The 13,251-nt window shown below is 70.0% G+C and carries 15 protein-coding genes; 11 read left to right on the top strand and 4 right to left on the bottom strand.

Going from position 1 to position 13,251, the window contains the following annotated elements:
- Positions 1-107 precede the first annotated feature (107 nt).
- The 9 genes from ABFJ78_RS35725 (at position 108) to ABFJ78_RS35685 (ending at position 9,909) form a co-directional block, all read left to right on the top strand.
- Positions 108-1,280 (top strand): hypothetical protein, encoded by a 1,173-nt coding sequence (locus tag ABFJ78_RS35725; protein ID WP_436391636.1) that lies wholly within the window; start codon positions 108-110, stop codon positions 1,278-1,280.
- Between the two features lie 366 nt (positions 1,281-1,646).
- Positions 1,647-2,423, top strand: a complete 777-nt coding sequence (locus ABFJ78_RS35720; RefSeq protein WP_436391635.1) for a hypothetical protein — start codon at positions 1,647-1,649, stop codon at positions 2,421-2,423.
- A 186-nt stretch (positions 2,424-2,609) separates the two neighbouring features.
- The gene (locus ABFJ78_RS35715; protein WP_436391633.1) at positions 2,610-4,307 is read left to right on the top strand and encodes a sodium:solute symporter family protein; all 1,698 of its coding nucleotides are present in this window, start codon (positions 2,610-2,612) and stop codon (positions 4,305-4,307) included.
- A gap of 10 nt (positions 4,308-4,317) precedes the next feature.
- Positions 4,318-4,602, top strand: coding sequence for a hypothetical protein (locus ABFJ78_RS35710; protein WP_436391631.1), 285 nt, complete (start codon positions 4,318-4,320; stop codon positions 4,600-4,602).
- 47 nt (positions 4,603-4,649) lie between these two features.
- The gene (locus ABFJ78_RS35705; RefSeq protein ID WP_436391630.1) at positions 4,650-5,654 is read left to right on the top strand and encodes a DUF3558 domain-containing protein; all 1,005 of its coding nucleotides are present in this window, start codon (positions 4,650-4,652) and stop codon (positions 5,652-5,654) included.
- Positions 5,655-5,721: 67 nt separating this feature from the next.
- Positions 5,722-6,723: a dihydroxyacetone kinase subunit DhaK gene (dhaK, locus tag ABFJ78_RS35700; protein ID WP_436391628.1), complete on the top strand. Its 1,002-nt coding sequence runs from the start codon at positions 5,722-5,724 to the stop codon at positions 6,721-6,723.
- Positions 6,723-7,352, top strand: a complete 630-nt coding sequence (dhaL, locus tag ABFJ78_RS35695; RefSeq protein ID WP_436391626.1) for a dihydroxyacetone kinase subunit DhaL — start codon at positions 6,723-6,725, stop codon at positions 7,350-7,352. The genes dhaK and dhaL overlap by 1 nt, the downstream gene beginning before the upstream one ends.
- A complete protein-coding gene (gene dhaM / locus ABFJ78_RS35690; RefSeq protein ID WP_436391624.1) occupies positions 7,349-8,023 on the top strand; it encodes a dihydroxyacetone kinase phosphoryl donor subunit DhaM in 675 nt (224 codons plus the stop codon). Before dhaL ends, dhaM begins: the two co-directional genes overlap by 4 nt.
- Positions 8,024-8,142: 119 nt before the next feature.
- Positions 8,143-9,909: a 3-hydroxyacyl-CoA dehydrogenase family protein gene (locus ABFJ78_RS35685; protein WP_436391622.1), complete on the top strand. Its 1,767-nt coding sequence runs from the start codon at positions 8,143-8,145 to the stop codon at positions 9,907-9,909.
- Here the strand turns inward: ABFJ78_RS35685 and ABFJ78_RS35680 are convergent, their stop codons facing one another.
- The 4 genes from ABFJ78_RS35680 to ABFJ78_RS35665 form a co-directional block, all read right to left on the bottom strand.
- Positions 9,910-10,044, bottom strand: coding sequence for a hypothetical protein (locus ABFJ78_RS35680; protein WP_436391620.1), 135 nt, complete (start codon positions 10,042-10,044; stop codon positions 9,910-9,912). It lies immediately after the preceding gene.
- A gap of 470 nt (positions 10,045-10,514) precedes the next feature.
- Positions 10,515-10,925 carry a tRNA (N6-threonylcarbamoyladenosine(37)-N6)-methyltransferase TrmO gene (gene tsaA / locus ABFJ78_RS35675; RefSeq protein ID WP_436391618.1) on the bottom strand — a complete coding sequence of 137 codons (411 nt, stop codon included), beginning with the start codon at positions 10,923-10,925 and terminating at the stop codon, positions 10,515-10,517.
- The gene (locus ABFJ78_RS35670) at positions 10,922-11,347 is read right to left on the bottom strand and encodes a nucleoside deaminase (RefSeq protein ID WP_436391616.1); all 426 of its coding nucleotides are present in this window, start codon (positions 11,345-11,347) and stop codon (positions 10,922-10,924) included. Before ABFJ78_RS35670 ends, tsaA begins: the two co-directional genes overlap by 4 nt.
- Complete coding sequence (locus ABFJ78_RS35665) at positions 11,344-12,183, bottom strand: LLM class flavin-dependent oxidoreductase (RefSeq protein WP_436391614.1); 840 nt, start codon at positions 12,181-12,183, stop codon at positions 11,344-11,346. The genes ABFJ78_RS35670 and ABFJ78_RS35665 overlap by 4 nt, the downstream gene beginning before the upstream one ends.
- A 93-nt stretch (positions 12,184-12,276) precedes the next feature.
- Between ABFJ78_RS35665 and ABFJ78_RS35660 the strand changes: the two genes are divergently transcribed.
- Both ABFJ78_RS35660 and ABFJ78_RS35655 read left to right on the top strand, forming a co-directional pair.
- Positions 12,277-12,741, top strand: coding sequence for an Lrp/AsnC family transcriptional regulator (locus ABFJ78_RS35660; protein ID WP_436391612.1), 465 nt, complete (start codon positions 12,277-12,279; stop codon positions 12,739-12,741).
- Positions 12,725-13,249 carry an adenylate kinase gene (locus ABFJ78_RS35655; protein WP_436391610.1) on the top strand — a complete coding sequence of 175 codons (525 nt, stop codon included), beginning with the start codon at positions 12,725-12,727 and terminating at the stop codon, positions 13,247-13,249. The genes ABFJ78_RS35660 and ABFJ78_RS35655 overlap by 17 nt, the downstream gene beginning before the upstream one ends.
- Positions 13,250-13,251: the final 2 nt, after the last annotated feature.

The following is a 13,251-nucleotide window of genomic DNA, read 5'->3' as shown; positions in this document are numbered from 1 at the left end:
AGGACCCTGGCGATCGAGGTGGGAACCTCGTGCCGACGGTGGGGGTGTGGTGATCCGCCGAGCCGGGGGAAGCCGGTCTCACCTGCTGCTCGTACGGAGGCCCGCGGATGGCATCGATCATCATTGACACCAAGGAGATCGTCGCCGAGATCACCGGCGAGATCGCCCGTATCCAGCCGGAGTCCGAAATCAGGGTGGTCGGTTTCTTCGATCTCTCCCGGTCGGTCGACATGAAGGTGATCCACGGCCACGAGATCGGCACGGAGGCGGCACTGCGTTTCGTGGCGGCCGCGGCGCGGCTCGTCGGGCTCATCGGTGGCAAGGTCGTGCAGAAGTTCGGTGACGGAATCCTCTGCACGTTCGTCAACGCGGTGGATGCGTGCAAGGCCGCGTTGAACGTCAAAGCGATGGCTTACGAACTGGATCTGAAATCGTCCTGCGGCTTGACGCTCGGCCAGTTGAGCAGCTATTCCCGGCCCGAGGGCATCGAGGAACTGTTCGGCGAAGCGGTCGACCGCTGTGCGCGCATCCAGGCGCTGGCCAGCCCGGGCCAGATCCTCATGGACGACACCCTGCTCAAGGTCGTGCGGTCACACCTGGCCGGCTTGTCCGAAGTTCTCGTCGGGCCCGGCTTCGAAGTCGAAGCCAAGGGCGTCGGCCCGTTGCGGCTCCACGAGCTGTCCACGCACGAGCTCCGCCTGGTCGGCCGGATCGCCACCCCGTTCCTCGTGCACGCCGCCGGGCGGCCCCCGGTGCGCGAGATGGTGCAGTTCATGCAGCAGGCCAAAAGCGAGATCATCGAAATCGGGACCGGGCTCACTTCCTTCGCCAAGTACTTCACCGGCATGCGTGCCGACGAGTTCCGGGATCCCCTGCGTCAAATGCTGAAGCGGGGAGTCACTTTGAAGTGCTACGCCCTCGACCCCGATTACGAGCCCGGCATGGCCTACCTCAGTGAGCAGGGTGACCGGCACTACGGCCTGGAAATGGAAAGTGCGCGCCGATCGATCATGGCCGAACGCCGGGAATGCGCCAATCTCGGCTACCATGGAAAGATCGAATACTATATCTATCGTCGAATTCCGTCGTTCTACTGCCTGTGTGTCGATCCGGATGATCGTGCGAACGGGCGAATGGAGTTCTCCCCGTACCTGGGCGGCCACTTTCGCTCCGCCTATCCCGTTCAGCAGCTGTCACGGCAGTCGTTCCCCGATCTTTACGACAAGTATCTGACCTCTGTCCAGCTGGTGATGGATTCGGCGGAGAAGATCCCTGCGTGAGCCGGTCGATGATCGGTCATCTGCGTGGATGCAAAAAAAGTTGTCGAATTGATGCTTGGGCAGGTATCTGTGGCCGTGGTGGCCGCTCGGCGGCCGGTAGTCGTTAACCCGATAGGCCGGCGAGAAGTGAGCGACTCCTTTCTGACCTGGCCTTATGCGCTGTTCGGGTGAGTTCGGGATCCTTTTCCGCGCCCGGGTGGCACACTTATTCCGAGGGGTTCCGCCGGTACGTCCGGCGTGGCCGGAGGGTGGTGCGCTCGGCCGTCTTTTTTTGTCGTGCCCATGGTTCAGTCCGCCTTCGAGCTCGGTGTGCGCCACTTCTTCCGGCCGGTGTGCGCGCTTTTCGCCCGCACGGAGGAGGAAGTCATGCGTTATCGCCCACTCGGTTCCGATCCGGCCGACCCGCGGCTGGGCCGGTTCATTCCGGACGACTGGCGGCACGTCGAACGGTATCCGCTCACCGCGCTCTCCGATGACGACCGGCCGACGCAGGCGCCCGTCGTCATCGGGGTCAACTGGTACTCCGCCTTCGACACCCCGGAGCAGGACGAGACCTCCGGTGAGTTCTTCATCGCCAAGGCCGGCGTCAAGAAGCTCGGCCGGATCCGCGGCGGGCACTGCGTCTGCCTCGAACCGGGCGGCACGCCGGACACCGACGCTTGGTACGCGTTCTACGACCAGGGCAAGGAAGGCGCTTGCGTCGGCTTCGGCTGGTCGCGGTGCATGTCGCTCTTCAACGGCAGCGAGTACGCCGCCCGCTGGCTCTGGGACTCGGCCAAGAAGCGCGACGAATGGCCCGAAACCAACCCCGGCGACGACAACGGCACGTCGGTCCGGGCCGCCGCCGAGGTGCTCAAGGAAGCCGGGCACGTCCTCTGGGACGACTCGTACAAGAACGACGACTGGGAGGCGCGCGAGAAGTACGCGCCCGAGGCCAAGCAGGGCATCAAGGCCTTCCGCTGGGCCAAGTCGGTCGACGACGTGCACTCCGTGCTCGCCAACCCGCGGGCCGACGAGCTCGGCGCCGTGCCGCTGCTCAACTCGTGGGGCCCGGGCTACCCGCACCGCACCTACCTGCCCGACGAAGTGCTCGCCAAGCTGATCGACGAAGAGGGCGAGATCGGGGTCCCGACCGACCGGTGATCCACCGCTGCTCCCGCGGCGCACGAAAGAGGGCGCGTTTCCCCAGGTCATGGCCGGGGAGGCGCGCCCTCCGGCCATTTTGGACACGTCAGCGTGCCGACCCTGAATCCATGCAGTACTGTCCGGATCCGACAGGACAGTGGTGATTCCTGTGGGTTGTTGTCCAGTTTGAAAGAGGTGGGTCGGGTGCTCGTCCTAGCCGATGCGAACCTGCGACTCGACGCGAGCGCGATCGACTACATCGAGCTGGCGTTCTACTTCGCCCTCGTGCTCGGCATCGGGTACCTGGCGCGCCGGCAGGTGTCCAGCAGTCTCGACTTCTTCCTGTCCGGCCGGTCGCTGCCCGCCTGGGTCACCGGCCTGGCGTTCATCTCGGCGAACCTCGGCGCGGTCGAGGTCATGGGCATGTCGGCCAACGGCGCCCAGTACGGCCTGCCGACCGTCCACTACTTCTGGATCGGCGCGATCCCGGCGATGCTGTTCCTCGGCATCGTGATGATGCCGTTCTACTACGGCTCCAAGGTCCGCAGCGTCCCCGAGTTCATGCGACGGCGCTTCGGCAAGCCGGCGCACCTGCTCAACGGCGTCAGCTTCGCCGCGGCCCAGATCCTGATCGCGGGCGCGAACCTGTTCCTGCTGGCCAGCGTGGTGAACCTGCTGCTCGGCTGGCCGCTGTGGGTGTCGATCATCGTCGCCGCCGCGATCGTGCTCTCCTACACCGCGCTCGGCGGCCTCTCCGCGGCGATCTACAACGAGGTACTGCAGTTCTTCGTGATCGTCATCGCGCTGGTGCCGCTGACGATCATCGGCCTGGTCAAGGTCGGCGGCTGGCAGGGCCTGGTCGACAAGGTGACCAACAGCCCGGGCGGCACCGCGCAGCTGCACTCGTGGCCCGGTGACAACCTGACCGGCTTCGGCAACAACATCCTCTCGATCCTGGGCATCGTGTTCGGTCTGGGCTTCGTGCTGTCCTTCGGCTACTGGACGACGAACTTCGTCGAGGTCCAGCGCGCGATGGCGTCCAAGAGCATGTCGGCGGCGCGCCGGACGCCGATCATCGGCGCCTTCCCGAAGATGCTGGTGCCGTTCATCGTGATCATCCCCGGCATGATCGCCGCGGTGAGCGTGTCCGAGTACGTCAAGGACAAGCAGGTCCTGCTCGACGGCGGCAAGGCCGAGAGCGGCGTCACGTTCAACAACGCGCTCCTGCTGCTGATGCGCGACCTGCTGCCGAACGGCATGCTCGGCATCGCGATCGCCGGTCTGCTGGCCTCGTTCATGGCCGGCATGGCCGCGAACCTCAGCTCGTTCAACACGGTCTTCACGTACGACATCTGGCAGACCTACATCAAGAAGGACAAGCCGGACGGCTACTACCTCCGCCTCGGGCGCATCGTGACGTCGGGCGGCACGATCCTCGCGATCGGCACGGCGTTCATCGCGTCGAACTCCGGCAACATCCTGAACTACCTGCAGGACCTGTTCTCGTTCTTCAACGCGCCGCTGTTCGCGACCTTCATCCTCGGCATGTTCTGGAAGCGGATGACCCCGCACGCCGGCTGGAGCGGCCTGCTCCTCGGTACCGCGTCGGCGATCACCGTCTGGGGTCTCGCGCAGGGCGGCGTGATCGGCCTCGAAGGCCAGGGCACCAGCTTCGTGGCCGCCGGGACCGCGTTCGTCGTCGACATCGTGGTCAGCGTCGTGGTGTCGCTGGCCACCAAGCCGAAGCCGGACGAAGAGCTGGTCGGGCTGGTCTACTCGCTGACCCCGAAGGAAACGCGCAAGCACGACGACACCGGCGAGAACGCGGGCTGGTACCGCAGGCCGGGCCTGCTCGCGGGCATCGTGCTCGTCCTGACCATCGCCCTCAACGCGATCTTCTGAGGAGGCCGCAATGGCTACCGAATCCGGAGCGCGGCCGCACAAGGCCGGCGCCTTCGACATCCGGCTGATCATCGCCCTGCTGATCGGCGTGTACGGGATCATCCTGACGGTCATGGGCATCGGCTTCACCTCCGACGAGGAGATCGCCAAGGCCGCCGGCGTCAACATCAACCTCTGGGCCGGCATCGGCATGCTGGTCGTGGCCGCGCTGTTCGTCATCTGGGCCAAGGTCCGGCCGCTGGTCGTGCCGGCCGAGCCCGAGACCGACGACACACCCGCGGCCAAGGCCGAATAGCCGGGTTGTCCGGACAGGGGCGCGAAGTTCCCGCTACCGTGCACCGCGTGCTCCCTGACGCTCGACGCCGCCGTCTCCCGAAGCTGTTCCTGCTGGTCACCGCCCTCGCACTGCCGCTGACCGCGTGCGGGCAGGACCTCGGCAAGTCCAACTTCGCGCGGACGACGGTGCCCGCGGCGGCCGGCACCGGCCAGACCTCCGACGGCCCGATCACCGACGCCGCCGTGGCGGCGAACGTGCTGCGGACGATCAAGCCGTGCCAGTTCCTGACCAAGGAAGCCCTCGGCTCGCTGGGGCTCGGCACGGTCGACGAGGACCCGTCGCCGTCGTCGATCGCCTTCGACCGGTGCAGCAACAAGGTGAAGGACCCGGGCGGCAAGGAGATCCGGCTCGAGTTCGAGATCGGCAGCACCCTGCTGCCGCGCGCGGACAAGACGACCGGCCAGGTCGGCGGGCTGCCGCTGCGCGTGAACAAGACCGACGAGACCAGCTGCACGGTCGCGGCGATGACGGCGCTCAACCCGGACCTGGCCCTGACGCTGTCGGTCACCTACCCCGGCGACCCGTGCCGTCCCGGCCAGACGGTGATGGAAGCCGCGGTCCAGAAGGTGCACAGCGGGCCGGAGAAGTATTCGACGCCCACCGGCACCCTGCTGACGGCCGACCCGTGCACGATGGCCGACACCGCGGTCGTGACCCCCGTCGTGCCGTCGCCGAAGGCCGCGCCCACGGGCCTGCACTCCTGCGACTGGAAGAGCAACGGCACCGACCCGACCGTCACCGTCGAGTTCCTGCCCGGCCTCCCGCCGCTCGAAGGCGACGGGTACGCCAAGGTGGACCTCGGCGGCGGGGTCACCGGCTACCAGAAGAAGGGGTCGGCGAGCTCGTCGCAGTGCCAGGTCGAGTGGCAGCACCGGCCGTGGCAGGGCGACGACGTCGAACTGGCCCAAGTGGACTACCGGAGCTACGCCGCCCAACCGGACGCCGACGATCCGTGCGGCAAAGCGGTCACCGTCGCGAAGAACGTCGTCACAAAGCTGCCCAAACCCTGATCTGGCGGCGGGCCGCGCGGCGAGGTAGGAAGGGGGCACCCCACCCGCCGATGCGCCGGAGGCTGCCGTGAAGAAGATCATCAACGATCCGGCGAACGTCGTCGCGGAGTCGCTGCGGGGCCTCGCCGCCGCGCACGCCGACATCCTCCGCGTCCAATCCGATCCCGACGTCGTGGTCCGCGCCGACGCGCCGGTCGCGGGCAAGGTCGCCGTGATCTCCGGCGGCGGGTCCGGGCACGAGCCGCTGCACGGCGGGTTCGTCGGCCCCGGCATGCTCGCCGCCGCCGTGCCCGGCGCGGTGTTCACCTCGCCGACGCCGGACGCCGTGCAGGCCGCCGTCACCGCGACCACCGGCGACGCGGGCGCCCTGCTCATCGTGAAGAACTACACCGGCGACGTGCTGAACTTCGAGACGGCCGCCGAGCTGGCCGCCGCCGACGGCCTCGAGGTGCGCAGCGTCGTGATCGACGACGACGTCGCGGTCAAGGACTCGACGTACACCGCGGGCCGCCGCGGGGTCGGCGGCACGGTGCTGCTGGAGAAGATCACCGGCGCGGCCGCCGAGCGCGGCGACTCGCTCGACGCCGTGACCGCGCTGGCGCAGAAGGTGATCGGCCAGGTGCGCTCGATCGGCGTCGCGCTGACCGCGCCGACCGTGCCGCACGCCGGCACCCCCAGCTTCGACCTCGGCGACGGCGAGATCGAGTTCGGCATCGGCATCCACGGCGAGCCCGGCCGCGAGCGGATCCCGCTCGAACCGGCCGACGCCCTGGTGGCCCGGCTGGTCGAGGCGGTGGTCTCCGACCTGCCGTTCTCCTCCGGTGACCGTGTGCTGCTGTTCACGAACTCGATGGGCGGCACCCCGCTCGTCGAGCTCTACCTGGCCCACGGCATCGCCGAGCGCTTGCTCGCCGAGCGTGGGATCGTGGTCGAACGCCGGCTGGTCGGCCCGTACATCACCAGCCTCGAGATGCAGGGGATGAGTCTGACGTTGCTCAAACTGGACGACGAGCTGACCGAGCTCTGGGACGCCCCGGTCAACACCGCGGCGCTGCGGTGGGGGCGCTGATGACCTGCAAGGCCGACGGGGTCGCGGCCGCCGTGCGCGCCGCCGCGGCCGTGGTCGCCGAGCACCGCGCCGAGCTGATCGACCTCGATCGCGCGATCGGCGACGGCGACCACGGCGAGAACATGAACCGCGGGTTCGCGGCCGTCGTCGCGGGGCTCGATTCCGCCGTTCCGGACACACCGGGCGGGGTGCTGAAGCTCGTCGCGACGACGTTGATCTCCAAGGTCGGCGGGGCCGCGGGACCGTTGTACGGCACGGCGTTCCTGCGTGCCTCGGCCAAGCTCGGCACCGCCGAAGATCTCGATGTTCCGGCGCTGCTCGACGCGTTGCGCGCCGCGCTGGAAGGCGTCCAGGCGCGGGGCAAGGCCGTGGGCGGCGACGCGACCATGGTCGACGCCCTGATCCCGGCGGTGTCGGCGGCGGAGAAGGCGGCCGAGGACGGCGGGGACGTCGCCGCGGTGCTGACCGCGGCGGCCGACGCGGCCGACCGCGGCGCGGAGTCCACAGTGGACCTGGTGCCGCGCAAGGGCCGGGCGTCCTACCTCGGCGAGCGGGCGGTCGGGCACCTGGACCCCGGCGCCCGGTCGTCGGCGCTGCTGCTGCGGGCGTTCGCGGAGGCCGCCCGGTGAGCGTCGGCATCGTGCTCGTTTCGCACAGCTCGAAGCTCGCGGAAGGCCTGGCCGAGCTGGCTGTCCAGATGGCCCCGGACGTCACCATCCTCCCCGCCGGCGGGCTCTCCGACGGCTCGATCGGCACGGACTACGACGAGGTCGTCGCCGCCACCCAGCGCGCCGACTCCGGGGACGGCGTCGTGCTGCTCTACGACCTCGGCAGCGCGCAGATGACCGCCGAGCTCGCCGTCGAATCACTGGCCGACCCGTCGACCGCCGTCGTCGCGGACGGCCCGCTGGTCGAAGGCGCGATCGCGGCGGCGGTCGCGGCGCAGGCGGGCCGGGACCGCAAGGCGGTGGCGGAGGCCGCCGCGGCGGCCGGGCTGCCCGAGGACCTCGCACCCGCCGAACCCGCCGCCGCCGGGGGCGACGAGATCGAGCTGGTGCTGCGCAACGAGGTCGGGCTGCACGCGCGCCCGGCCGCGGTGCTGGTGCGCGCGCTGAGCGCGTTCGAGGCCGAGGTCACCGTCCGGCTCGGCGACCAGGAGGCCGACGGGCACAGCGTGCTGGCGCTGATGTCGCTCGGCGCCCGTCAGGGTGACCGGATCCGCGTGCGGGCGCGCGGCCCGCAGGCCGCCGCCGCGCTGGACAAGGCGAAAGAGCTGGTGGACGGCAATTTCGGCGAGTGATCCCGGGTCGCCGACCGGGTGACTTGTGCGGTACTGACTCGATTCCGTCTGGGCTTCGGGTGGTGCCTGTGGCAGAGTCAGGGGCCAATTACCAGCGAGTAACATCTCTGGAGGCCTCGATGGCGCGGGACATCTCGACGGTCGGAGTGGTCGGCCTGGGCACGATGGGTGCCGGGATCGCCGAAGTGCTCGCGCGCAGCGGGCTCGACGTCGTGACGGTCGAGCTCGACGAGGCCGGCGTCGCCCGCGGCCGCGGGCACCTGGAGCACTCCACCGAGCGCGCCCTCTCCGGCGGCAAGCTCGACCCGGCCGGCCGCGATGCGCTGCTGGGCCGGATCCGGTACGGCACCTCGCTCTCCGATCTGTCCGAAGTGGACTTGGTGATCGAGGCGATCCCGGAGAGCCTGGGGCTCAAGGCCGACGTCTTCGCCGAGCTGGACAAGATCACCCGGCCCGAGGTCGTCTTCGCGTCCAACACGTCGTCGCTGTCGATCACCGAGATCGGCGTGCACACCGCGCGGCCGGGCAAGGTCGTCGGGATGCACTTCTTCAACCCGGCGCCGGTGCAGAAGCTCGTCGAGATCGTCAAGACGGTGGTGACCGAGCCGGAGGTGGTCACCGAGGCGGTCGCGTTCGCCGAGCGGCTCGGCAAGGTGCCGGTGGTGATCGGCGACCGGGCCGGATTCATCGCGAACGCGCTGCTGTTCGGCTATCTCAACCACGCGGTGCGGATGTACGAGCAGCGCTACGTGACGCGCGAGGACCTCGACGCGGCGATGCGCTTCGGCTGCGGCTACCCGATGGGTCCGCTGGCGCTGCTCGACCTGATCGGGCTGGACACCGCCTACGAGATCCTCGACACGATGTACCACCAGTCCCGCAACCGGCTGCACGCGCCGGCGCCGCTGCTCAAGCAGATGATCACGGCGAACCTGCTCGGCCGCAAGACCGGCCGCGGCTTCTACACCTACGACGCCCCGGATTCGCCCAACGTCGTCGCGTCCCCGGTGGTGTCCACTGTGGACTCGGTGCCGCCGCGGCTGGTGTCGCGAGTCGGTGTGGTCGGCACCGGAACGATGGCCACGGGCATCGCGGAGGTGTTCGCCAAGCGCGGCCTCGACGTCGTGCTGCGCGCCCGGAGCCTGGAGAAGGCCCAAGCGTCGGTGGCACGCGTCAAGAAGTCGCTCGACAAGGCGGTGGTCCGCGGAAAGCTGTCCGAAGAGGACGCTGCTTCGGCCTTGGCGCGGATCACCCCGGTCACCGACTTCGAGGCGCTGGCCGACGTCGACCTGGTCGTCGAGGCGGTGGCCGAAGAGCTTTCGGTGAAGCAGGCGGTGTTCGCGGCGCTCGACGAGGTCGTCCGGCCGGGCGCGGTCCTGGCGACGACGACGTCCTCGCTGCCGGTGATCGAGTGCGCGGCGGCGACGTCCCGGCCCGCCGACGTGCTCGGCCTCCACTTCTTCAACCCGGCGCCGGTGATGAAGCTGGTCGAGGTGGTCTCGACGATCGCGACGGCCCCGGACGTCGTGGCGACGGCGAGCGCGGTCTGCGCGGCGGTGGGCAAGCACGCGGTCCACTGTGGAGACCGCGCGGGCTTCATCGTCAACGCGCTGCTGTTCCCGTACCTGAACGACGCGGTGAAGATGCTGGAGGCCCACTACGCGGGCGCGGACGACATCGACACGGCCATGAAGGTGGGCTGCGGCCTGCCGATGGGCCCGTTCGAGCTGCTGGACGTCGTCGGGCTGGACGTTTCACTGGCGATCCAGCGGACGCTGTACAACGAGTTCCGCGAGGAGGGCTTCGCGCCGGCCCCGCTGCTGGAGCACCTGGTGACCGCCGGGCGGCTGGGCCGGAAGACCGGGAAGGGCTTCAAGGACTACTGATCAGTGCCCCAGGCTGAGGGCGACGTTGCCGTTCCGTGCGTCCTCGGGCTGCACCATGATCCGGCCCCGGTGGGACACCTCGACGAGGTAGAACTTCTCGCCCGCCGGGACGTTCGGCGCGGCGAGGGAGAACACACAGCTGCGGCGCCGTCCGGGCGCCCGGTGCCGAGCGCACCTTGGGACAGCACGGTTCCCGCGGCGTTGTAGACGGTGACCGTGGTTCCGGTGGTGATGTCCGAGTAGCCGCCGGAGCCGCCGCAGGTGCTGTAGCCGTACCCGCCGCTGTACAGCGTGAACGTGCCCCGGAGGTCGAACGCCTTCCCGGACGTGCCGGGCGGGCTGATGGGTGCGCCGGAATCTGCCAGGTCCAGACCCACCCACAGGGCGCCGACCAAGGCCGCGCCCGCGGCGGCCGCCAGCACGAGGTGCCAGGGTTCGTCCTGGTCCGCACGGGCGGCGGCGGCCACGCTTCCGGCAGTGCGGGTTCGAGCGCGTCGGTCATCGTCGTTCCTCCGTTCGGCGCTCGGGCTCGCGCCGATCGCCCGAAGGAGGTCGGGTGGAAACCGGCGGTCGTCACCCCGGTGCCCCGATCGTGATCGACCGGGTCAGCGCTCGGCCACTTCGCCCAGGACCGGCTTCACGTCCAGGACCGGCGTGCCGTCGATCGCCTCCAGGCCTGTCACCGTCAGCACGCCGTTCTCCGCGGCCGTCACCGTCACCGTGTGGAGGCCGATCGGGTTCGGGCGGTCCGGGGAGCGCGTCGAGAACACCCCCTCGCGCGGGCGGTCCGGGTCGCTGCGCGGGTGCACTGCCTGGACCTCACGATCGGCTTCGTGCAGCCACGTCAGCAGGACCAGGCGGTCGCCCGGCTGGAGGTCGGCCGCCGCCGGGTGGTACTCCGGGGCGAACACCACCCGGGCCGGTGGGGCGCCCTCGTCGGCCTGTCGCGGAGCCGCCGCGCGGTCGGTCAACGGCGACTCGACGCGCGCCACCGGGCGCACCTCGTAGCTCGTCACTTGTAGTAGCCCTCGACCGGCACGCGGGCCTCGTCGAACAGCGCCGGGCCTTCCGACTGGTAGCCCCACTTCACCGGCGGGCGCAGCGTGAGGAACTGCTCCGACGACAGCGCGTAGACGACGCGGCCGAGCCCCGACCGCTCGATCGCGCCCGTGCACATCCCGCACGGTTGCGTGCTCGTGAACATCGTGGTCGCCGCCGCGGTTTCCGGGTCCAGGTTCTGCGCCGCCCAGCGGGCGAGCTTCAGCTCCGGGTGCGCCGTGATGTCGTTGTCGGTCAACGACGTGTTGCGGTCCTCGGCGAGGACGTTGCCGTCGGCGTCGGCCAGCAGCGAGCCGAACGGCGGGTTGCCGTGTTCCTCGCGGGCTTCGCGGGCGAGCTCGATCGCGCGGCGCAACAGGGCTTCTTCGGTGTCCTTCACCGGTTCTCCTTCCAGGACGCGGCGATCGCCGCGAGGTCTCGCCAAGCGACCTCCGGGTGGAGGGTCTCGGCGGGGTCCGCATCGAACGGGTCGAGCACGACGGTGTCCGCGCCCAGCGCCCGCAACTGCGCCAGGTCGTCGACGACCTGGTCGAGCGTTCCTTCCCCGGCGCGCCGGTCCGGCCCGGTCACCGGCGTTCCGGTCACCCGCAGCAGGATCCGCGGCGCGAACGCCGGCACCGGCCGGTCGCCGGCCAGGGTTTCCAAGCGCGCCAAGCCATCCCGGAAGCCGGCCATCGTCATCCGCAGCGGGTGCCACGCGTCGCCGAGCTCGATCGCGCGGCGCAGCCCGGCGTCGCTGTGCCCGCCCAGCCACAGCGGGATCGGGCCGGCGCGGTAGTCGTCGTGATCGGCCCAGGCCACGCGGATCGCCCGGAGGTACTCGCTGGTGAGCTTCCCGCGCTGCTCGAACGGCACGCCGAGCGCGGCGAACTCCTGTTTCGCCCAGCCGATGCCGGCGCCGAGCACCAGCCGGCCGTCGCTGAGCGCGTCGAGGTTCGCCGCCATCCGGGCCACCAGCAGGGGATGCCGGTACGGCACGACCAGCACGGTGGTGCCGAGCCGCACCCGCTCGGTGACGCCCGCGAGCCACGACAGCGTCGTGAACGGCTCGTAGAACGGCGCCGGGTACTGGCCGGCGACATCCGGCGTGATCGCGACGTGGTCGGACACCATCAGCAGGTCGAAGCCGAGGCCTTCCACCGTCCGCGCCCACGCGCGCAGCACGCCGGGGTCCGTGCCGGGGCCGAAGTTGGGGACGTTCACGCCGATCTTCACCGGGAAAGGCTATCGAGGTCGAAGCCGTGATCGGAAGGGAATGATCACGGCGTTCGGCGGCTTCGGCCGTGGATCTCGCGGTAGATTCGGCCGATGACCGAGAGTCTCGATCAGACGGACTGGGCCATCCTGGTCGAGCTGCAGCGGGACGCCCGGCTGCCGCTCACCGAGCTGGGCCGCCGGGTGAACCTCAGCGCGTCGGCCACCACCGAACGGCTCCGGCGGCTCGAAGCGACGGGTGTGATCACCGGCTACCGCGCCGACATCGACCTCGGGAAGGTCGGCTACCCGGTGCTCGCCGTCGTCCGGCTCAAGTACCCCGGCAGCCGGCACGAGGCACTGCACAAGCTGCTCGGCGAGCGCTTCGAGATCCTCGAGTGCCTGCGCACCACCGGCGACGACTGCTACACGCTCAAGGTCGCCGCGGCCTCGATGGCCCACCTCGAGCACACGATGGACGAGCTGGCCCAGTTCGGCGGCACGACCACGAACGTCGTCTACAGCCAGACGCTGCCCTACCGCGGACCGCGGGAGCCCGCCCGTGACCTCGAGGCCTGAGCGCATCGTCGTCTACGGCGTGACCGGCTCGGGCAAGTCGACGCTCGCGGCCCGGATCGCCGAGCGCGCCGGCCTGCCTTACATCCCGGCCGACGACCTCACCTGGGAGCCGGGCTGGGTCGCGGTCCCGGACGACGAGCAGCGCCGCCGCGTCGCCGAGGTGTGCGCGGGGGAGCGCTGGGTCCTCGACGCCGCGTACGGCAAGTGGCAGGACGTCGTCCTGCCCCGCACGCAGCTGCTCGTGGGACTCGACTACCCGCGCTGGCTTTCGCTGGGCCGCCTGCTGCGCCGGACGGCCGTGCGCTCGGTGACCAGGGAGCGGATCTGCAACGGCAACGTCGAGTCGTTCCGCCAGATGATCTCCGCGGACTCGATCATCCGCTGGCACTTCCGGTCGTTCGCGCGGAAGCGGGCGACCATCCGGGCGTGGGCGGCGTCGTCGCCGGGCCCCTCGGTCGTCCGGTTGACGTCGCCGCGCGAGACCCGCCGCTGGCTCTCGACGTTCTGAGA

The organism is Amycolatopsis sp. MEPSY49 (assembly GCF_051337345.1).
Taxonomy (GTDB): Bacteria; Actinomycetota; Actinomycetes; order Mycobacteriales; family Pseudonocardiaceae; genus Amycolatopsis.
Note: the sequence above shows the minus strand (reverse complement) of the source record. Positions and strands in the feature narration are given on the sequence as shown.